Source organism: Pelagerythrobacter sp., assembly GCF_041912895.1.
Lineage (GTDB): Bacteria > Pseudomonadota > Alphaproteobacteria > Sphingomonadales > Sphingomonadaceae > Pelagerythrobacter.
The window spans coordinates 435,498-455,499 of sequence record NZ_JAYSGI010000002.1 but is presented as its reverse complement, the minus strand read 5'-3'; the positions used below and the strand labels follow the sequence as shown (position 1 = coordinate 455,499).

The 20,002-nt window shown below is 67.1% G+C and carries 12 protein-coding genes; 2 read left to right on the top strand and 10 right to left on the bottom strand.

Annotation, left to right across the window (positions count from 1 at the left end):
* The first annotated feature begins 218 nt into the window (after window positions 1–218).
* Window positions 219–716 carry a DUF2141 domain-containing protein gene (locus ACE3QC_RS09255; protein ID WP_374407503.1) on the top strand — a complete coding sequence of 166 codons (498 nt, stop codon included), beginning with the start codon at window positions 219–221 and terminating at the stop codon, window positions 714–716.
* 4 nt (window positions 717–720) lie between these two features.
* Here the strand turns inward: ACE3QC_RS09255 and ACE3QC_RS09250 are convergent, their stop codons facing one another.
* The gene (locus tag ACE3QC_RS09250; RefSeq protein ID WP_374407501.1) at window positions 721–1,617 is read right to left on the bottom strand and encodes a hypothetical protein; all 897 of its coding nucleotides are present in this window, start codon (window positions 1,615–1,617) and stop codon (window positions 721–723) included.
* Window positions 1,614–2,606: a diacylglycerol kinase family protein gene (locus ACE3QC_RS09245; protein ID WP_374407499.1), complete on the bottom strand. Its 993-nt coding sequence runs from the start codon at window positions 2,604–2,606 to the stop codon at window positions 1,614–1,616. Before ACE3QC_RS09245 ends, ACE3QC_RS09250 begins: the two co-directional genes overlap by 4 nt.
* A gap of 83 nt (window positions 2,607–2,689) precedes the next feature.
* On the opposite strand from ACE3QC_RS09245, the gene ACE3QC_RS09240 reads away from it, so the two are divergent.
* Complete coding sequence (locus tag ACE3QC_RS09240) at window positions 2,690–3,913, top strand: M20 family metallopeptidase (protein ID WP_374407497.1); 1,224 nt, start codon at window positions 2,690–2,692, stop codon at window positions 3,911–3,913.
* On the opposite strand, the gene ACE3QC_RS09235 is transcribed toward ACE3QC_RS09240, so the two are convergent.
* The 8 genes from ACE3QC_RS09235 to ACE3QC_RS09200 all read right to left on the bottom strand — a co-directional run bounded on the left by ACE3QC_RS09235 (window position 3,910) and on the right by ACE3QC_RS09200 (window position 20,001).
* Window positions 3,910–4,872 (bottom strand): ROK family protein, encoded by a 963-nt coding sequence (locus ACE3QC_RS09235; RefSeq protein WP_374407495.1) that lies wholly within the window; start codon window positions 4,870–4,872, stop codon window positions 3,910–3,912. The two genes, ACE3QC_RS09240 and ACE3QC_RS09235, sit on opposite strands and share 4 nt — an antisense overlap.
* Window positions 4,873–5,007: 135 nt before the next feature.
* Window positions 5,008–7,344, bottom strand: coding sequence for a GH92 family glycosyl hydrolase (locus ACE3QC_RS09230; RefSeq protein WP_374407493.1), 2,337 nt, complete (start codon window positions 7,342–7,344; stop codon window positions 5,008–5,010).
* Window positions 7,344–8,777 (bottom strand): glycoside hydrolase family 125 protein, encoded by a 1,434-nt coding sequence (locus ACE3QC_RS09225; protein ID WP_374407491.1) that lies wholly within the window; start codon window positions 8,775–8,777, stop codon window positions 7,344–7,346. Before ACE3QC_RS09225 ends, ACE3QC_RS09230 begins: the two co-directional genes overlap by 1 nt.
* Window positions 8,778–8,791: 14 nt before the next feature.
* Window positions 8,792–11,137 (bottom strand): GH92 family glycosyl hydrolase, encoded by a 2,346-nt coding sequence (locus ACE3QC_RS09220; RefSeq protein ID WP_374407489.1) that lies wholly within the window; start codon window positions 11,135–11,137, stop codon window positions 8,792–8,794.
* Between the two features lie 21 nt (window positions 11,138–11,158).
* Complete coding sequence (locus ACE3QC_RS09215; protein ID WP_374407487.1) at window positions 11,159–12,208, bottom strand: glycoside hydrolase family 43 protein; 1,050 nt, start codon at window positions 12,206–12,208, stop codon at window positions 11,159–11,161.
* 112 nt (window positions 12,209–12,320) lie between these two features.
* On the bottom strand, window positions 12,321–15,320 hold the full coding sequence (locus ACE3QC_RS09210) for a TonB-dependent receptor (RefSeq protein ID WP_374407485.1): 3,000 nt from the start codon (window positions 15,318–15,320) through the stop codon (window positions 12,321–12,323).
* A 245-nt stretch (window positions 15,321–15,565) separates the two neighbouring features.
* Window positions 15,566–17,515, bottom strand: a complete 1,950-nt coding sequence (locus ACE3QC_RS09205) for a glycoside hydrolase family 2 protein (RefSeq protein WP_374407483.1) — start codon at window positions 17,513–17,515, stop codon at window positions 15,566–15,568.
* 131 nt (window positions 17,516–17,646) lie between these two features.
* Complete coding sequence (locus ACE3QC_RS09200; RefSeq protein ID WP_374407481.1) at window positions 17,647–20,001, bottom strand: GH92 family glycosyl hydrolase; 2,355 nt, start codon at window positions 19,999–20,001, stop codon at window positions 17,647–17,649.
* Between the last annotated feature and the right edge of the window lies 1 nt (window position 20,002).

Genomic DNA, 20,002 nt, shown 5'->3' with positions numbered 1-20,002 from the left:
GATCGATCGCGTATCTGCTGCAGGTGATCCCGCGTAGACAGCACGTCGAATCGCGACAAGCGCCCCGCAGGCGCTTTTCCACACCGCGCAGGCGAAAGGCGCGCAAGGCGGGTTCAGCGGCAATTAAGGGCGGTTCGCGCAGAAAGCCGGAAACCCTCCGGCCCACGCGTCCGCAATGCGGCCGGCCCTCCCCATCGCAACCACGGACTTTCCAGACCATGACCTTGCCGACCACGCTACGACTGGCCGCCGGGGCCGCGCTTGCCGCAGGGCTGTTCGCTTCGGCTCCCGCTTATGCCTATCAGCAGGAAATCTCCAACGACCTCTCGCGTTGCGACGCGGGCAGCGGTCCCGCCGTCAAGGTAACGGTGCGCGGCGTGAAATCCTCCAGCGGCACGATGCGCGTACAGACCTATCGCGGCACCAGCGCCGACTGGCTCAAGAGCGGCAAGTGGCTCCACCGCATCGAGATGCCGGCCAAGCGCGGCACGATGACGTTCTGCCTGCCCGTCTCCGCTGCCGGCACCTACGCCGTGGCCGTGCGCCACGACGTGAACGGCAACGGCAAGACGGACCTGCGCGAGGATGGCGGCGGGATGTCGAACGATCCCAGCATCAGCATCTTCAACCTCGGCAAGCCGAGCTACACCAAGACCCGCTTCGATGTCGGCAGCAGCGTTAAGGCGATCACGATCAATATGAAATACTGGGGCTGAGGCCTCAGCGCATTTTCCCGCGCGCGCGCCAGACCTGCCACAGCACGCCCGGCGCAGCGAGCACCGGGTGCCGCTCGCGCCACGGCGTCAGCGCCACCGGCACGCCGGTATGCCGCTCGATCTTCCACGCGGCATAGCGCGCCGCGCCGTCGAACGTGGTGCTCGCCTTGACCAGCCGCGCGAGGTTGAGCGGCTTGCCCATCCGTCGCCGCCGCGCCCACCAGCGCAGAATGCGCCGCCGTTCCGCGGGCGGCAGGGCGGGCGTCAGGCGGTCGCCCTCGCGCGCAAAGGCGATCCCCTGCGCGTCCCACGCCAGGGGCAGCAGCCCCTCGAAATGCGCGGCGTTGACCGACAGGATCGCATCCGCCCGGCTCGCGGTCTCGAAGCGGAATTCGGCACGATACGTCGCGCGAAACAGCGCGCGCCAGTAATCGGCGGCCGTCCCGCTCGCCGGGCCGAGCGCAGCGGCCAGCCGCGCGGCCGTCTGCGCCGCGCCGGCGACCGCGGACACTACGGGCGCGCGCCATTCCTCGTCCTCGAGCCAGACCAGCGCGCTCGGCTGCACGAACCGCGCCCAGATCGTGGTATCGCGGCTTTCTCCGCGTGCGGCCCGCGCGAACGTGCCCAGCGCCATCCGCGCGACCTTGGCACGCAGCGTGCGCCCCTCGTGCGCCCATTCGTGATAGCTGACGCGCGGCCAGATGCGCTCGGCCTGTTCGCCAGGCATCAGCAGGTAGAAATCGAGCACGCCATCGAGTTCGCCGGTGCGCAGGTTGGAGCCATAGAACAGCGCGGCTACCGCCCGTGCTTCCTCCGCCAGCCGCTGCGCAAAGGCCGCGACAGCCGGGTGGACATCGACTGCGAGCCCTTGCGCGATCCGCGTTTCCAGCGTGTCGCTCACGGCACCACGAAGCGCAGCGCGGGGCCGCTCGCCAGGCGATAGCGACCTGCGGGAAACGCCTCGCCGTCGAGGATGACTTCGTCGGCGATCGCGATTTCGATCGGATCGGCGGCGATCTGGTGGAAGCCCCAGTCCCACGCCTTGGCAGGAACGCGGCCGGCCACGATCGCGGGGATCGACAGCAGCAGCTCGCGCTTGGGATGATCCATCGCCACCAGCTTGAGGCCCGAGCGGATATCGCCGAACAGCTTCATGCCCGCCGGAAAACGCTCGAGCGTCGAGATGAGCATGAGATGCCGCCGCGCGGGATCGCCGAGCGGGCCATGCGGCAGAGGCGTTTTCTCGCACCCCAGCGAAATGGTGGTCTCGACGCCGCGCCGCCAAAGATTGCGGTCGCTCCCGAACAGCGCCTGGAGCACGCCCCAGGCGGTGGTGACGCCCACCGCGAGGCTGTCGAACGCGCCGAGCCGGTGCGCATCCTGCCCGGCGCGGATGCCGAGCGTGTAAGCCCCTGCGCCGAAAATGAAGCCGAGCATCGCGGGCCGTCCGCCATCGAGCGCTTCGACCCGTATCGGGTGGCGGACCACGCGCCGGCCGGTGGCATAGGCGGCGATCGCCGCGCCGATCGTCCACCCCGGCGGCGCGCCGAGATCGACGTTGAGCGCGTTGGTCTTGCCCTTGGGCAGCACCGCGATATCGGGCCAGGCGTCGCCGAACACGTCGTGCCCGGCGGTCAGCACGTCGCGCACCGTGCCATCGCCGCCGTTGACGATCAGATAGTCGATCCCCCGCGCGGCGAAGCCCTCCAGCGCCTCCTTCAACCGCGCCGCGCCCTCGGGCTGGGCGACGAATATGTTGGTCTGGACGTCGAGACCCAAATCGCGGCCCTGGTTGCGGTGGCTGCGCGGATTGTAGATCACGCCGACCGACGGCGCGGCAGGCGCGGCGCGCGGATCGGGCGCGGCTTGGCTGGCATCGGCGGATGTCATGGCACCGCCCTTAGCCGCACCGGCACGCGCGAACCTAGACATTTCCGCTTCGCCCGCGCGGCGCGCGCCTGTATCCTCGCGCGATGCTCCATCCCCATCTTCTCGAATCCGCGCGGTCGCTGGCCGATCGCATCGTCAGCCTCCGCCGCGCGATCCATGCCGAGCCCGAACTGGGCCTGCATACGCCGCTGACGATGGCCAAAGTGCGCGCCGCACTCGCGCACCTGCCGCTCGAATGGCGCGAGGGAAGCTCGACCACCGGGCAGGTCGCGGTGCTCAAGGGCGGGCAGCCCGGGCGCGAAGGGCATGGCCGGGTGCTGCTGCGCGGCGACATGGACGCGCTGCCGATGGCCGAACAGACCGGGCTCGAATTCGCCTCGACGATCGAGGGGCGGATGCATGCCTGCGGGCACGACACGCACACCGCGATGCTCGCCGGCGCGGCGGAACTGCTCGCCACGCGGCGCGAGGAGCTGGCGGGCGAAGTGCTGTTCATGTTCCAGCCGGGCGAGGAAGGCTTCCACGGCGCGCGCTTCATGCTGGACGACGGCCTGCTCGGCGGCGATCGATACGGGCCGCTGCCCGATGCCGCCTTCGCGCTCCACATCATGCCCAACGCGCCGCATGGCGTGCTCGCGGGCAAGCCCGGCCCGCTGATGGCGGCGGCGGACCAGTTCGACATCGTGGTGACGGGGCGGGGCGGGCACGCCTCGATGCCGCACGACACGCGCGATCCGGTGCCCGCGGCGTGCGCGATCGTCGGCGCGCTGCAGGCAATGGTCACGCGCCGCTTCGACGCCGCCGACGCGGTCGTGGTCACCGTCACTCAGCTCAAGGCGGGCACCGCGCACAACATCGTTCCCGACCACGCAACGCTGCGCGGCACGATCCGCACGCTCTCGCCCGGCCACCGCGCCGCGGTGCGCGAGGCGATGGGCGAAGTCGCGCGCGGCATCGCCGCCGCGCATGGGGTGGAGGCCGAGGTGACGGTGACCGAAGGCTTCCCGGTGACGATCTGCGACGAGCGCGCGGTGGCGCTCGGCCGCGCCGTGGCGGCCGACGCGTTCGGCGACGCGGCATGGCGCGAACTGCCCGCGCCGATCATGGGGGCGGAGGATTTCGCCTACGTGATCGAAAAGGTGCCGGGCGCGATGTTCTTTCTCGGCGTCGCGCGCGAAGGCGAGGACTGGCGCCAGTGCTGCGGCATCCATTCGCCGCGCATGATTGTCGACGAAAGCGCGCTGCCCCACGGCACCGCCATGCTCGCCGGCTGCGCCCTGCGCTTCCTCGAACGCGGCTTCGCCTAGCTTCGGGCTCCGACCGCCTGAAAAGCGGTCGGCTGTTTCTCGGCGACGGCTTCGACGGCATCCATCGCCAGCGCGATCGATCCCAGCGGACCGGCCATCGTGCCCAGTTCCGGCGCGGTGACGTAGTCGACCCCGTCGGGGAGCTTCATGTAGCCCGCCAGGCTCTCTTCCAGCCGCGCGCCTATCCGGGGCAGCAGATGCGGCTGCCCGGCAAGCACGCCGCCGCCCATCGCGATCCGCATCGGGCCGGCGGAGCACGCCAGCGCATGGAGCATGACCGCGAGACAATGGACCACCGGTTCCCACACCGGGTCGTCGGCGGCCACGTCCGACAGCGATCGCCCGTCCAGCCGGGCATGGAGCGCCGAGCCCGAGGCAAGGCCCTCGACGCAATCGGGATGGAAGGTGCACACGCTGGGCAGATCGTCGCCGTCGAGGCGGGGAACGCGGATATGCCCGATCTCGCTGTGGCCGAAGCCGCGCGTCGGGCGTCCATGCACGATCAGGCCCGCACCGACCCCGGTGCCGACGGTGACATAGGCGAAATCCTCGAGGCCCCGGCCGCTGCCCCAGCGGATTTCGGCCAGCGCCGCGCCGTTCACGTCGGTATCGAACCCGATCGGCACCGCGAAGGCGGACCGTAGCGGGCCGATCAAATCCGCCCCTTCCCAGCCGGGCTTGTTCGTTGCGCGCACCCGGCCATAGCCCTCGGCGTCGGGGTCGAGCTGCAGCGGGCCGAAAGCCGCGATGCCGAGCCCGCAGAATCCGGGCGCGCGCGCCCAGCCTTCCAGCACCGTCTTAATCGCCGGCAGCGTTTCACCCGGTACGGTGGTGGCGATCGTCCGCTGATCGCGGACCTCGCCAGGGCCGGATGCCAGGGTGCAGACGCACTTGGTGCCGCCCAGCTCGACGCCGGCGAACAGGCGCGGTTGGCCGCGATCGATCGTGGAATTGTCCATCAGCGTCCGCGCCTTGCTCGGTGCGATGCGAGAAGCAGCGGTGGTCGCGGGGCGGCGTATCGTCGAAAGTTCACCAATGGTCCGTTCTCATCGTTTCTGGTCACTGTCAAAAGGCCAAGCGCGCTCGATCCGCCTTCAGGTCGGCGCGGCGCCGAAGGAGGGCGGCCGATCCGCCAGCGCCGCGCCGAAGCACGAGGGCTCCGGCCCCATTTCGAAGACGAGCGTTCCGCCGCGCGCCAGTTCCGCATGGGCGATCCAGTTCCGCTTCCAGGGCTCGCCGTTCCAGAGCACCGACTGAACATAGGGATGTTCGGGCGCGTTGTTTTCGGCGCGCACGGTCAGCGTCTTGCCCGCACCAACCTTGACCTCGGCCACGTCGAACAGCGGCGAGCCGAACACATACACCGCGCTCACCGGATCGACTGGATAGAACCCCAGCGCCGAGAGGATGAACCACGCGCTCATCTGCCCGCAGTCGTCGTTGCCGATCACCCCGTCCGGGTCGTTCCTGTACATTTCGGTCAGCAGCCGCCGAACCATCGCCTGCGTTTTATGCGGCGCGCCGCAATAGGCATAGAGATAGGCGACGTGGTGGTTCGGCTCGTTGCCGTGGGCGTACTGGCCGACCAGCCCGGAGATGTCGGGCGGCGCGTTGTCCGGCAGGGTGGACGGCGCTTCGAACAGCGCGTCGAGCTGCTTCTCGAACGCCGCATCGCCGCCGAAATGCGCGATCAGACCGTAGACGTCGTGCTGGTTGAGGAAGGTCGCCTGCCAGCCGTTTGCCTCGGTGTAGTCGCGCCAGCGGTCGACATCATGCCCGATCTGGACCGGATCGTAATCCTGCCACCAGGTGCCGTCGGCGAACCGGGGCTTGGCGAAGCGGGCTTCGGCGTCGATCACCCCGCGCCAGTTGCGCGAGCGCTCGCGCAGCGCGGCGGCGTCCTCGCTTTCACCCAGCGCTTCGGCGAGATGCGCCATCGCCCAGTCGTCGTAGGCGTATTCCTGCGTCCGGCTGACCGATTCCCACACCTCGTCGGCCGGGATGTAGCCGAGATCGTAGTAGAACCCGCGGCCCAGCGTGCTGTCGATGTCCTTGAAATCGCGGTCGAAGGCGCGGCGGCGGATGTTCGGCCAGGCGGCGGCATAGTCCGCCGCGATCCCCTTGGCATGCGCCTCGGCGAGCACCGAGACGCCGTGCCAGCCGATCATGCACGCGGTCTCGACCCCCTGCAGCGGCCAGACGAGCGGGCCGGCAGGGCTCTGCGCGGTCTGGCGGCAGATGTCGCGGGTGAGCAGCGCGGCGCGCTCGGGATCGATCAGCGTCAGCAGCGGGTGCAGCGCGCGATAGGTGTCCCACAGCGAATAGGTGCTGTGTGCTTCCTCGCCTTCCGCTGCACGATGCACCGCGCGGTCGAGCCCGACGTAGCGCCCGTCGCGGTCGGTGAAGAGGGTGGGCGCGAGTTGCGCGTGGTAGAGCGCACTCGCCATGATCGTGCGCTGGTCCTCGGTCCCGCCCGATACGCGAATGCCGCCGAGCGCTTGCGACCATGTATTTCGCGCTGCGTTGGCGGTGCGGTCGAAGTCCCAGCCGGGCATCTCCTGCGCCAGCGCGTCGCGCGCGCCCTGCACGTCGACCGCCGAGAGGCCGGTCCGGATCAGGATCGGCTCGCCGCCTGCATCGTCGAAGAACAGCGCCGCGCGCAGGCGATTGCCTTCGATCGACGTGGAACCGTCGGTGGCAGGCGTGCCGTCGTCGCCGAAGAACTGCACCCGGTCGGGCTGGCGCGACAGCTGCATCGCGAAGTGGATGCGGCGCCCCTTGGCCCAGCGATTGACCTGGCGCCCGCCGGTGAGCGTGCCGTCTTCGTCGAGCGCGAGCGAGGCGTCCTCGACCACGATGCCCTTGTCCCAGTCGTCCTCGATCGCATGCGCGAAGTCGATCAGGATATGCGCCGGGCCGTCGCCGAAGCGATAGCGGTGGAGGCCGCAACGCTCCGTTACCGTAAGTTCGGCGAGCACGCCCGATTCGAGCGCGACGCGGTAGTATCCCGGCTCGGCATGCTCGTCCGAATAGCGCTGGCGATAGCCCGCGTCGGGATCCTCGACCGTGCCCGGCTCGAGCGTGAGCTGCTGGCGCGTCGGCACCACCAGCACGTCGAGCATGTCGCCGATCCCAGTGCCCGAGAGGTGCGTATGGCTGAACCCCAGGATCGAGCCATCCTTCTGGTGGTAGCCCGAGCAGGCATCCCACCCGTGGGTGTTCGTATCCGGGCTTAGCTGCGCCATGCCGAAAGGCAGGGAAGCGCCGGGATAGGTGTGGCCGTGGCCGCCGGTGCCGATGAACAGGTTGGGCTTGCCCGCCGCGAGCCCCTCGCCCGCGGCCGCCGCGAACTTCGTGCAGCCGGCGGGCAGCAGGCCGCCGAACGCGACGAGACCGGTCCCGGCGAGCAGTTGGCGTCGGTTGGCGAGCATCACAGCACCCGCGCCAGCAGCGCCGGGCGCTTGTCGGCGACCTCGACCACGAGCTGGCCGAACAGCGCGTTGGCCCACGCGAACCAGCTGCGCGTAAAGTCGGTCGGATCGTCCTTGTGGAAGCTCTCGTGCATGAAGCCGGTGCCGCCGTGGGTGCCTTTCAGCCAGCGCAAGCACTGGAGTATCGTCGCGTCGTCGTCGGCATTCATCGCGCGTGTGATGATCGACATCGGCCAGATCATGTCGAGCCCGATGTGCGGCCCGCCGATCCCTTCCGCCGCGGTGCCCTTGAAGAAGTAGGGATTGCGCTCGCTCCACGCGAGGTCGGCGGTGCGGCGGAACAGCGGGTCGTTGCGATCGACCACGTCGATGAGCGCGAGGCCCGAGAGGCTCGGCACGTTGGCGTCGTCCATGAAGACATAGTTCCCGAAGCCGTCGATTTCGTAGGCCCAGACCTGCCCGCCCTTGCCGTCGGGGATCAGCGCGTGCGCCTTCAGCACGCCCTCGACTTCGCTCGCCAGCGCTTCGGCGTCGCGCGCGGCGGCATCGTCGCCGCGTGCTTCGCGGTGCACCTGCGCGACCTTGCGCAGCACCGACACCGCGAACAGGTTCGACGGGATCAGGAACGGATAGAGGCACGCATCGTCCGACGGGCGGAACATCGAGTGGATCAACCCGATCTTCTTCGTCGGCCGCCCGTAGCCGCCCAGCATCAGGCTGTCGGACGGCTGCAGCGCGGGGCGCTGGAATTTGTACGGGCCGGGACCGTCCACGCGCTGCTGTTCGCGGAACGTCTGCACCGCCAGCTTCATCGCGCGCGACCAGGTCTCGTCGAACGGCGCCTTGTCCTTCGTCCGCCGCCAGTATTCGTGGCTGAGCCGCATCGGATAGCAGAGCGAATCGATCTCCCACTTCCGCTCGGCGACGCCGGGCTTCATTTCGGTCGCGTCGGTCTCCGACCATTCGAGCTTGGAAGGCGCGGTCGGGTCCTTGTCGAACGCGTTGGCGTAGGGATCGATCAGGATGCAGCGCGCCTGGCGCTGGATCAGGCCCTGGAACAATCGCTGGAGTTTGGGATCCTGCGCGACGAGGTGGATGTAGGGCTGGACCTGCGCCGAGCTGTCGCGCAGCCACATCGCCTCGATATCGCCGGTGATGACGAACGTATCGGGCTGGCCCTCCAGAGTGCCCGTCTGCACCGTTGTGTCGAGCGTGTTCGGGTAGCAGTTCTCGAACATCCACGCGAGTTCGGGATCGGCGATCCTGGCCTTCACCCGCGCGATCTCGGCCTCGATCGCGGGGCTCGTGAAATTGCGCTGCGCAGGCGCCGGGCGCTTGCTGACAAACTGCGCCGCGCGCGCGATGCCGGGCACCGTGGCGGCGAAGGCGAGCACGCCCGCGCCGGCCATGAGTTCGCGTCTCGTGGGGGTCATCGTGGCTCTCCGGATCATTTGCGGGGGGTCATCGAGAACGGCGCGTCGGCCTTGTCGCTGCCCCAGTCCTCGTTCGGCTCGGGTCCCATAACGAAGGTCAGCGTACCGCCGGCTTGCAGCGCCTCGCGGGTCAGGAATGTCTTGTCGTGCGGCTGGCCGTTGAAGGTGGCCGACTGGATGTAGACGTTCGTATCGCTGTTGTTCCGCGCCTCGATCGTCAGCGTCTTGCCGTTCGGCATCGTCAGGTCGACGCGGTCGAACAGCGGGCTGCCGATCGCGTATTCGCCGACCGCTGGCGTGACCGGGTAGAAGCCCAGCGCGGAGAACACGTACCAGGCCGAGGTCTGGCCGTTGTCCTCGTCGCCCGGATAGCCATCGGGGTCGGGCGAGTAGAGCTTCTGCATCACGTCGCGCACGTGATACTGCGTCTTCCACGGCTGGCCGGCCCAGTCGTAGAGATAGGTCATGTGCTGGATCGGCTGATTGCCGTGCGCATACTGGCCCATGTCGACGATCTGCATCTCGCGGATCTCGTGGATCACCTGCCCGTAATAGCTCTCGTCGTAGAGCGGCGGGGTGCTGAAGATCGAATCGAGCCGCTCGACGAACTTCTCGTCGCCGCCCATCAGGTCGATCAGCCCCTGCACGTCCTGCATCACCGACCAGCTGTAGTGCAGCGAATTGCCTTCGGTGAACGCATCGCCCCACTTGAGCGGATTGAACGGCGTCGCCCAGCTGCCATCCTGGTTGCGGCCGCGCATCCAGCCGCTCTCCTCGTCGTAGAGCTTGCGGTAGTTCTGCGCCTGCGCGGCGTATTTCTTCGCGTCCTCGTCCTTGCCGAGCGCGGCGGCGAGGCGCGACAGCGCGAAATCGGCGGTCGCGTATTCGAGCGTGCGCGCGGCATTCTCGTTGATGTCGACGTCGTAGGGCACGTAGCCGAGGCGATTGTAGTATTCGACGCCCTCGCGCCCGACCGCGGTCAGCACCCGCCCGCGATCGTCGCGCGGGCGCCCTTCGGAGGTGGTCGCGTTCTTGACCATCGCCTCGTAGAGCTTTTCGATGTCGTAACCGCGCACGCCGTTGAGGTAGGTGTCGGCGATGATGATCGCCGAGTTCGAGCCGATCATCACGCTGCGGTGGCCGGGGCTCGCCCATTCGGGCAGCCAGCCCGATTCCTCATAGGTGTTGACGAGGCCCTGCATCACCTTGGCGTCGAATTCGGGATACATCAGCGCGAAAAAGGGGAAGACCGCGCGCCACGTGTCCCAGAACCCGTTGTCGGTGTAGAGATAGCCGGCTTCGACCTTGCCGTTGTACGGGCTGTAGTGGACGATATCGCCGCCCTTGGTCACTTCGTGCAGCGGCCGCGGGAACAGCAGCATGCGGTAGAGCGCGGAATAGAACGTGCGCTTGTCGCGCTCGTCGCTGTCGCTCACCCGGATGCGCGACAGTTCCTTTTCCCATTCGGCACGCGCCTTGGCTTCGGTTTGGTCGAAGCTGTCGCGCCCGACCTCGCGCTCGAGGTTGAGCAGCGCCTGCTCCGGGCTGATGAACGAGGAGGCGACCTTGACGCCGACCTGCTCGCCCTTCTCCGTCTCGAAGCTGACCACCGCGCCGACGTGCGCGCCTTCGCTCTTGCGGTCGGCGCTCAGCTGCCAGTTCTCGTCCCAGGTCCGCGTGACGGTGAAGTCGCGGTCGAACTGGAGCACGAAGTAGTTGTGGAAGTTCTCGGGCACGCCGCCCGAATTGTTGCGCGCATAGCCGGTGATGCGGCGGCGCTCGGGGTCCACCGTGACCATCGAGCCTTCGTTGTAGGCGTCGAGCAGGATGTGCGCGTCGTCGCTCTCGCCGAAAGTGAAGCGGAACTGCGCCGCGCGGCTGGTGGGCACGACTTCGGCGGTGACGTCGTGATCGGCGAGGTAGACCTGATACTTGTAGGGCTTGCTGATCTCGGCCTTGTGGCTGAACCACGAAGCGCGCTCGTCCTGCTTGAGCCGCACCGGGCCGGTCATCGCCATCAGCTCGAACGCGGCGTAGTCGTTCATCCACGGGCTGGGCTGGTGGGTCTGCTTGATCCCGCTGATCTTGTACGCGTCGTAGGTATAGCCCCAGCCGCTGCCCATCTCGCCCGTCACCGGGGTCCAGAAGTTCATCCCCCACGGCACCGCGACCGCCGGGTAGGTGTTGCCGTAGGACAGCGCGAATTCGGAATCGGTCCCCATCAGCGGATTGACCAGATCGACCAGTGCCGGCTCCTGCGCGGGCGCGCTCTGGGCGAGCGCCGCTGCAGGAAGGGCTCCGCTGGTCAGCACGAGCGCGCTGGCCGCGGCTCCGAGCGCGATGCGCCTGATCGTATTCAAATCGTCTCTCCCTCTAGGCCGTCATTGCGGCAGCGGGCGCGGTTCCACACCCTCGTTGGTCATTTCCACCGGCGCGATCGTGCCGTCTTCGTTGAACTGCATGCGGTCGATCGCCAGCTGGCGATGCTCGCCCTTGTCGTCGCCCAGCGGACGGCGATGGTAGGCGATGTACCATTCGTCGGTGCCCGGCACGTTGACCACCGAATGATGACCCGCCCCGCGCGCGATGCTGAAATCCTGCTCGAGGATCGTGCCCTTGGGCTCGAACGGGCCGACGGGGGTCGGCCCCATGGCGTAGGCGACGCGATAGTCGGGCCCGGTCCAGCCGCCTTCGGACCACATCAGGTAATAGACGCCCTCGCGCTCGACCATGAACGATCCCTCGACGTAGCCCGGCGGAGTAATCTCCTTGAACATCGTGCCATCCTCGAACGGCACGATCGAGGTGAGGTCCTCGCCCAGCCGCGCGACGTTGCAGTGCTTCCAGCCGCCGTAATAGAGGTAGTGCTGGCCATCCTTGTCGCGGAACACGAACTGGTCGATCGGCTGCGCGCCGTTGTGGAACTTGCCGATCAGCGGCTTGCCGAGTGCGTCCTTGAAGGGTCCGGCCGGATCGTCGCTGACCGCGACGCCGATGCCGCCCAGTTCGTCGTCCGACTGGATGTCGTTGGCGCCGAAGAACAGATAGTATTTCCCGTCCTTCTCGATCGCCGAGGGCGCCCACACCGCATAGGCCGCCCATGCGACGTTCTCCACATCGAGCACGTGATCGTGCCTGGTCCAGTTCACCAGGTCGGGAGAGGAGAAGGCGTTGAAAAAGGTCTGGATGTAGTACGACGGGCGCAACGCCTGCTGCTTGCGCAGTTCGCGCTGCTTCTCGCTGAACCGCTCCGACACGTCGGGCGTTTCGGCATGGTCCGAATACGTCGGATAGATCCAGTACCGATCGCCGAACACCCGGATTTCCGGATCGGCATACCAGCCCGGCACGATCGGATTCTCGGCCTTCGTCGCGCCGCCGGCCAGCAGCGCCGCAGCGATCGTCAGCAATGTCAGCCAGCCCCGTATCATCGCTCCCTTTCCCCTGTCGTCGCTTCGTATGCCAGATACCTCCCCCGGGAAAAATGCGGGTGGCCCCTTTCAGGGCCACCCCGAGGGGGAGATCGAAGGGCCGACGCCCGCATCAGAAGTTGTACGAAATACCCACATAGGCCCGGCGGCCGAAGTAGTTGCTGCGCACGAACCGGTCGTCGGTGTCGTTACCGAGATGCTGGCGCTCCTCGGACTTGGTCAGGTTGATGATCGACGCCGTCAGCATCAGCCCGTCCATCAGCTCGTAGGAAGCGTTGATGTCGACCTGTTCGTACGGATCGGTGTAGACGTTGAGGCCGGAGGCCAGCCCGCCCACCTGCTCGCCGCGCCGATTGTACGACGCGCGCGCCAGGAACCGGTCGTTTTCGTAGAACACCGAAGCGTTGATCTGCGTCTTCGAGCTGCCGACCAGCGGCGATCGGCCGACCGTCTCGCCATCCAGCGTCACATCGGCGACCGAGGTGTCGTTGTAGGTGAAGTTGACCTGCGCGCCGAGCCCGAACGGGAGCGTGTGCTGCGCGTAGAGTTCGACACCCTGCGAGGTCGCGTTGGACCCGTTGGCGACGGTCGAATAAGGCTGGATCAGCACTTCCTCGCCCGCGACGGTCTGCGTTACGTCGAGCACCAGCGGCACGACGAAGTCCGACACTTCCTTGCGGAAGAAGGTCGCACCGACCACCGATCCGGGCTGGAAATACCACTCAATGCCCACATCGTACTGCCAGGCGGAGAAAGGCTTGAGATCGGCGTTGCCGCCACTGCCCGACCAGCCTTCGAACTCGCCGAACTGGTCGCGATCGAAGGCATATTCGGGCGAACGGTAGGTCAGCGAACGCTGCGAACCGAGATCCGCGAACGAGGGCCGGGCGATCACCTTGGCCACGGCGGCGCGGAGCAGCAGCGTGTCGGTCAGCTCGTACACCGCGTTCGCGCTGGGCAGGAAGTCCGTATAGGTCTTGCCCTGGTTGACGCGGGTATTGACGATCGTCTCGCGCTGATCGAGCGGAAGAACCTGGCAGTTGCCGTCGGGGCCGAGCGGCACGTCCTCGTCGAAGGGGCCACCCGGGCCGTCGACGCAGTAGTCGTTGAGATACTGCAACCGGTCCGACGTCTCGCCCGATTGCTTGGTGTTCGCGACACGCAGGCCGATATTGCCGCGGAACCGGTCGGTCATGAAATTGGCCTGGGCGTAGCCCGCCCATACCCGCTCGCCCAGATCGTAGACGTTGTTCGGCTCCGGCACGCGGACCGAAGGGCCGTAAGTGGAATTGATGTAGTCGAGATAGCTCTTGAAATCGATCCCGGGCACCACGTTGGCCCCGAACCCGCCGGCAATGTTGCCGATCGGGTTTTCATAGAAGTATTCCGGACGGGCCACCGCCCCCTCGGGCGTGTCCTGATAGCGCAGCTCGGTGGCGGGATCGGCGTACCATTCGTTGCGGCCGGTTTCGCGGTGAATGCTCAGATCGCGCCATTTGACGCCCGCCTGGATCGAATCCAGGAAGCTGTCGAAGCGATAGGTCAGGTCGAGCTGGGCGTAACGCTGCGACAGTTTGCTGTTGGTGAAGCCCGACCCGGTCGAACCGATGTCGATCTGCGCAATCCCGTTGCGGATGTTCTGCTGGATCTCCGGCGAAAACTCCATGTTGAGATCGCCGCCGGTGAAATCCCAGCCGCTGAAGAAGTTGCCGTTCTGCTCCTGCCCGGGAACGGTCAGGCGCGGCTTGGCGGCGACGCCGAAGCGCATCGACGGACCGCCGTTCGCGCTGGTCTTGCCGAACTTCGCGACCGCATCGAACCGGTCGGTTTCCCACGCGACCTCGGTTTCGAACGTGTTCGAAACCTGATCCTCGCGGCTGTAGGTGCCGGCGATCTGCGGCGTTTCCATCGTGCAGGGCGGCGAATTCGCGAGACACTCGGTACCAGCCGCGGGAACCGCGAAGTCGGCCGACTGGAAGATCGTTCCGCTCTCGTCGAACGTCGCGCCGGTGAAGAAATTGCCGTAGCCCCATTCGGGGATCTTGAGCACGTTCGACACGAAGTCGCTGCTGTACTCGAACCGGAAATAGTTGGAGGTGACGGTGACGTTGTCGAACGGGCGCACCTGCAAGGTGGCCTGGATGCCGTAGCGCTCGCGATCCTGGTCGAACACCTCGGCGTTGACCGATTGCGGCGCCCAGTAGCCCGAATAGTGCTGGCCGTCGCGCGTCGTCACGCCTTCGCCCGGCCAGTAGGAAATGGCGTCGTCGTTCTCGAACGGATTGCCGTTCACGTCGGTCGCCGGGGTGATGACGTTACCGTCGGCGTCGCGATCGCTCCACCAGCGCCACGTTTCGGTCGTGCCGCGCAGCTCGCGGTTGGAGCGCTTCTGGTAGACGCCGCCGACTAGGAAGCCGATCGTCTCGGCGTCGTTCTTCCACGAAACCTGCCCGGCGAGTTGCGGCTCGAACTTCTCCGTGGTGTCTGAATAGGTTCCTTCGATCGAGGCGAAGCCCGACCACGCCGGCAGATCGAGCGGGCGGCGCGTGTTGAGGATGATCGTACCGCCGACGCCGCCTTCCTCGAGCCGCGCTTCGGGCGACTTGTAGACCTCGGTCGAGGCGATGAAGTTCGACGGCAGCAACACGTAGTTGAACGAACGCTGCGGATCGCCACTGTCCGCGCCTGCGAGGAAGTTGCCGTTGAGCAGCGTCAGCGTCAGGCCCGACTGGAGGCCGCGGATGCTCACCCGGCTGCCCTCGCCGCCGTCGCGGCTGATGACGACGCCCGGAACGCGCTGCAGCGCGTCGGCGACGTTCTTGTCGGGGAACTTGCCGATGTCCTCGGCGGTGATCACGTCGACGAAAGCTTCGGCTTCGCGCTTCTGCTGCAACGCTTCCTCGATCGAGGCGCGATAGCCCGAGACGACGATGACGCCGCCGTCGGCTTGCGGCGCTTCCTCGGCCTGCGTTTCTTCTTCGGCTTCCGGCTGGGTCTGCGCCTGGGCGGGCACCGCGCAGAGGCCGGCGACGGCCCCGGCGGTCAGCATCAGGTCGCGCACGAGCCGTTCGGGGCCACGCGCCTTCGAAGAATGGAATTCTCCTGTCCGCATTTTCAATCCTCTCCCTATCCGGGGTGCTTGATGCCCCCGCTTGTCCTCTGGCGCTTCGGATCGATCGCCGACTCCGGCGACCCATCCGGTCGGGCCCATTCAGAATATAAAAAATAAATTGTCAAATAAATCCTGCGGACAGGTTTTGGCGAGCGGCAAACCGTGTCGAAAGTGTCACAAATCGGCTTGCCATGGAGTTGGCACTGCGGCGCAGGATGCGCTGCCCCGCGCGGAAAGCGGGCGAATCAGTCGTCGGTACTGGACGACCACAGCGGATCCGCGATCTCCGCCAGCTCTTCGGGTGGGGCCTTGGGCCCCGCGCGATCGTAGGTCAGCAAGCCGTTGATCTCGTCTTCGACATCGCTCGTCTGGGTATAGACCGCCGCGCTGAGCCCGGCCTCCTGCGCCTGGCGGATCACGCCCTCCATCTTGCGGCGGAACCGGACCAGATATTCGTCCTCGTCGCGTGCAACCTGATAGCTCCAGTTGGCCTCGCCCGGCCGCCAGATGTGCCCTTCGACCGGGAAGCCGACCCCGCCGTATTCACCGAGCACGATCGCCCGGCGCGTCTGGTGGCGCGGCGTGTTCGGCACGTCCTCGTAAGTATGGATGTCGAGCACGTCGGATACCTCCGGCGCGGCGTCGACCCAGCCCGAGGTAGCGTTGACCAGGCGCGACGGATCGAGCCCCTTCACGAATTGCGCCAGCGTGCCCGCGTCGTACTGGCCCCAGCCTTCGTTGTTGACGACCCACATCACGATCGACGGGAAGGCACGCAACTCGCCGACCATTTCGGACAGCTGCTTCTGCTGCTCGGCCATCGTTTCCGAGGGAAACACCGCCTGATACTTGCTGGTGCCTGCGAGATACTGGTCCTCGCCGCCGCCCGAGGGCATGTCCTGCCAGATCAGCATGCCGAGCCGGTCGGCGTCGTAATAATACCGCGCCGGCTCGACCTTGATGTGCTTGCGCAGCATGTTGAAGCCGGCCTTCTTGAGGAAGACGATATCGCTCGCCATCGCCTCTTCCGAAGGCGGGGTGTAGAGCCCGTCGGGCCACCAGCCCTGGTCGAGCACCCCGCTCTGGAACAGCGGCTCGTTGTTGAGCAGGATCGCGGGCTGGCCTTCGACCTTGCCCGGCCCGACCGAGATCTTGCGCATCGCGAAGTAGGCATCGACGCTGTCGCGCGGCGCGCCGGCGACCTGCGCATCGGCATAGACCTGGCTTTCATGCGCGGTGAAGCGCGAATCGTAGGCCTTGCGGTCGCGTTCCTCCTCCCCGGCGTAGGGATCGCGCACCGTCACCAGCTCGGCCTTGAGATCGTAGAGATGGGGATCGTCGGGCGACCACAGGTGCGCGTCGGGAATCGCCAGCGTCGCGCGGCGGTTGGCGCGGATGATGGTCGAGGCGATCGTCTTGCCCTTCGCGCTCGCGGTCAGCCGCACGGCGTCGGTGTCCCCGGCCCAGCCGCTCAACGCCACCGCCACTTCGATCACGCCGCGGTCGATGTCGGGGGTCGCGCGCACGTCGGCGATATGGAGTTCGGGCACCGGCTCGATCCACACGGTCTGCCAGATGCCGCTGACCGCGGTGTACCAGATGCCCGCGGGGTCCAGGATCTGCTTGCCGCGCGGCTGGGTGCCCGCGCTGGTCGGGTCGGTGACCTCGACAACGAGCTCGTTATTGCCCTCGCGCAGATAGGGGGTGATGTCGAAGCCGAAGGCGTCGAAGCCGCCCTCGTGCGAACCGACCACCGATCCGTTGACCCGCACCGTCGCCTCGTAGTCGACCGCGCCGAAGTTGAGCATGACATGCTCGCCTTGCCAATCGGCGGGCACGGTGAAGCTGCGGCGATACCAGACGCGGTCGTCGGGCGTGACCTTGCGGGTGACCCCCGACAGCTTCGATTCGACCGCGAAGGGCACGAGGATCCGTCCGTCCATCCGCTCGGGTTGCGGCGCCGCCTTCGGCGCGATCGCATAGTCCCACAAGCCGTTGAGGTTCTGCCACCGCTCGCGTTCGAGCTGCGGGCGCGGATAGCTGCGCCAGGCGTTCTCCGGGGTCACTTCGCGGCCCCAGCGCGTCATCAGGTCGGTCCGATATATCTCGGTTCCGGCCTGCGGAGCGGGGTCCTGCGCGTGCGCCGCGATGGGTGCAAGGGCGAGGCAGGCGGCGATGGCGATCAGACTGCGCACGTGGCTTTCCTTCGGATACGCGCGGCTCGCGCCGCGAAGAAAGAATGGAGCCCAGGACCCGTTTGGGGGGAGGTGATACGGGGCCTGGGCTCCTGCGCCCGCGCAAAGGGCGGGGCGATGGCGACCGCCGGTCAGCGTGCCGGCGACATCGATGGGGGTGCAGCTTCGGGCGCCGCGCCCCATTGCTCGTTCGGTTCGGGACCCATCGTGAAGACGAAGGTGGCGCCGTCCTTCACGTCGTCATGGCTAAACCACGGCTTGTTCCACGGCTTGCCGTCGAGCGTAGCGGACTGGATGTAGGGACTATCGGGTCCGTTGTTCTCGGCGACGATCCGCAGTGTCTTGCCGTTGCCCATGTCGAGCCGGGCATCGTCGAACACCGGGCTGCCGATCACGTAGACCTGGCTCGAGGGGTCGACCGGATAGAACCCCAGCGCGCTCAAGGCATACCACGACGAGGTCGCGCCCTGGTCGTCCATCCCCGGATAGCCGTAGCCGGCGGCATCGGTGCCGTAGGTCCGGTCGAGGATTTTGCGGACCAGCGCCTGCGTCTTCCACGGCTGGCCGCTCCAGGCATAGTAATAGGGGGCCTGCTGGTCGGGCTGGTTGCCGTGGACGTACTGCCCGATCAGGCCGGTGCAGTCGCGGCAGATGCCTTCGGGATCGTAAGGCTTGGTGAAGAACTCGTCGAGCTTGGCGTTGAACGCCTCGCGCCCGCCGAGCAGGTCGATCAGCCCCTGCACGTCGTGCGGGGCGAGCCACAGCGTCGACCAGCCCGAGGCCTCCTTCATCATGAAGTTGTAATAGGGCTCCTCGGGATCGAACGGCGCGATCCACTCGCCCTCCGCGGTCCGCCCGCGCACGAAGCCGATCGAGCGATCGAACACGTTGGCGTAATTGCTCGCACGTTCGAGAAACATCTCGTAGTCGGCGGTCTTGCCGAGCTTCCTCGCGTATTGCGCGAGCGCGTAATCGTCCCAGGCGTATTCCATCGTCTTGGCGACGCCCGCCTTGCCGCCGGCGTAGGGCGGGCTGGGGTTGCCGTCGGGCACCACGTCCGAAATCCAGCCCTGCTTCATGTATTCGGCGAGATAGCCGCGCGGCCCTTCCGGGTCGGTCGCGTTCTTGCGCAGATATTCGTAGGCCGCCTCGTAATCGAACTCGATCCCGCGCTCCCACGCACCGAGATAGAGAAACACCGCGTTGTCGCCATGGAACGAGGTGTTCATGTAACCCTTCTCGCGCGCCATCGCGAGTTCGGAGGCCATGATGTCCTGCACCGCCTCGGGCTCCATCAGCTCGAGCAGGACGATCTGATTGCGCCCGGTATCCCAGAACGGCACCGGGCCGTAGCGGTCGTGCGCCGCGACCTGGACCTTGCCGTTGGTATCGGCGAACTCTTCGCCCTTTTCCGCGATCAGACGGGGCGAGGCGAACGACTGGAACAGCGTCGAATAGAACAGCTTGCGCTGCTTGTCCGTCCCGCCCGTCACGCGCACCCGGTTCAGCAGCTGCGCCCATTCGTCGCGCGCGGCGGCGTGAACGGCGTCGAAATCCCACCCGGGAATTTCCTCGCGCAGCCGCTGCTCGGCCTGCTGATAGCTGGTGCCGTGCGCCATCTTGACCAGCACCTGCTCGCCCTCGCCGGTCTCGAAGGTCACGTAGCTGCCGGCGTAGCTGCCCTCCATCGTGCGCGCGCCGGGATCGACGTGGCTGGTGCCGATGCCCCAGCCCACGTTGTCGCCCGGCGACTTGCGGAAAGTGCCGAGCGCGGTGAACGGCTTGGAGAAATGCGCCACGAAATAGGCGCCGTCCGCGCTGCCCTCGTCCTCCGACACGCCGCGCACCGTGCGGTCGCCGACCACCTCGATCGCGCCGCCGTGGCGCGGAAAGTTGATGATGACGTTGGCGCGCTCGCTCGGAGGAAAGGTGAAGCGCATCACGCTCGCCCAGCGGGTCGCGGTCAGTTCGGCCTGCGTTTGGAACGTATCGAGATAGACCGAATAGTACCCTGGCGAGGCCTTTTCGCGCGTCTTGTCATAATACGACTGGCTGTAGGCGGGCGGCGGCGACCAGTCGCCCACCACCGGCATCACGATCGGTTCGGCATTGCCGCCGTAGGTCGACCCGCCGCCGCCGGTGAAGCCGATCATCGTGGGATTGGTGTAGTAGTAGGGGACGGGAACGCCGTTGGGATAGAGCAGCTCGATGTTGTTATTCACCGGCGAAGCCGCGACCGAGCCGTGCGGCAGCCGCGCGCCGGGCGAGGTCTGCCCCGAATAGACGGGCTCTCCCGGCGGCGGCGCATTGCCGATCACGTCGGGATCGTCGAGCGGCGCGGTGCCGACCAAGGGATCGGCCAAGTCGACCGGCGACGGCGCGCCGGACTGAGCCGCCGCTGCCGACGACAGGAGGAGCAGCGGCGCGATCGCCGTTCTCAGCCCCGGCCCGAACCCGCCCCGCACTTTCACCGCCTTGCCCTGCATC

Bases quoted from the DNA above. Each gene is read 5' to 3' on its own strand.
- ACE3QC_RS09255 (WP_374407503.1), top strand. From the start codon at position 219: ATGACCTTGCCGACCACGCTACGACTGGCCGCCGGGGCCGCGCTTGCC.
- ACE3QC_RS09245 (WP_374407499.1), bottom strand. From the start codon at position 2,606: ATGACATCCGCCGATGCCAGCCAAGCCGCGCCCGATCCGCGCGCCGCG.
- ACE3QC_RS09240 (WP_374407497.1), top strand. From the start codon at position 2,690: ATGCTCCATCCCCATCTTCTCGAATCCGCGCGGTCGCTGGCCGATCGC.
- ACE3QC_RS09235 (WP_374407495.1), bottom strand. From the start codon at position 4,872: ATGGACAATTCCACGATCGATCGCGGCCAACCGCGCCTGTTCGCCGGC.
- ACE3QC_RS09230 (WP_374407493.1), bottom strand. From the start codon at position 7,344: ATGCTCGCCAACCGACGCCAACTGCTCGCCGGGACCGGTCTCGTCGCG.
- ACE3QC_RS09225 (WP_374407491.1), bottom strand. From the start codon at position 8,777: ATGACCCCCACGAGACGCGAACTCATGGCCGGCGCGGGCGTGCTCGCC.
- ACE3QC_RS09215 (WP_374407487.1), bottom strand. From the start codon at position 12,208: ATGATACGGGGCTGGCTGACATTGCTGACGATCGCTGCGGCGCTGCTG.
- ACE3QC_RS09210 (WP_374407485.1), bottom strand. From the start codon at position 15,320: ATGCGGACAGGAGAATTCCATTCTTCGAAGGCGCGTGGCCCCGAACGG.
- ACE3QC_RS09200 (WP_374407481.1), bottom strand. From the start codon at position 20,001: ATGCAGGGCAAGGCGGTGAAAGTGCGGGGCGGGTTCGGGCCGGGGCTG.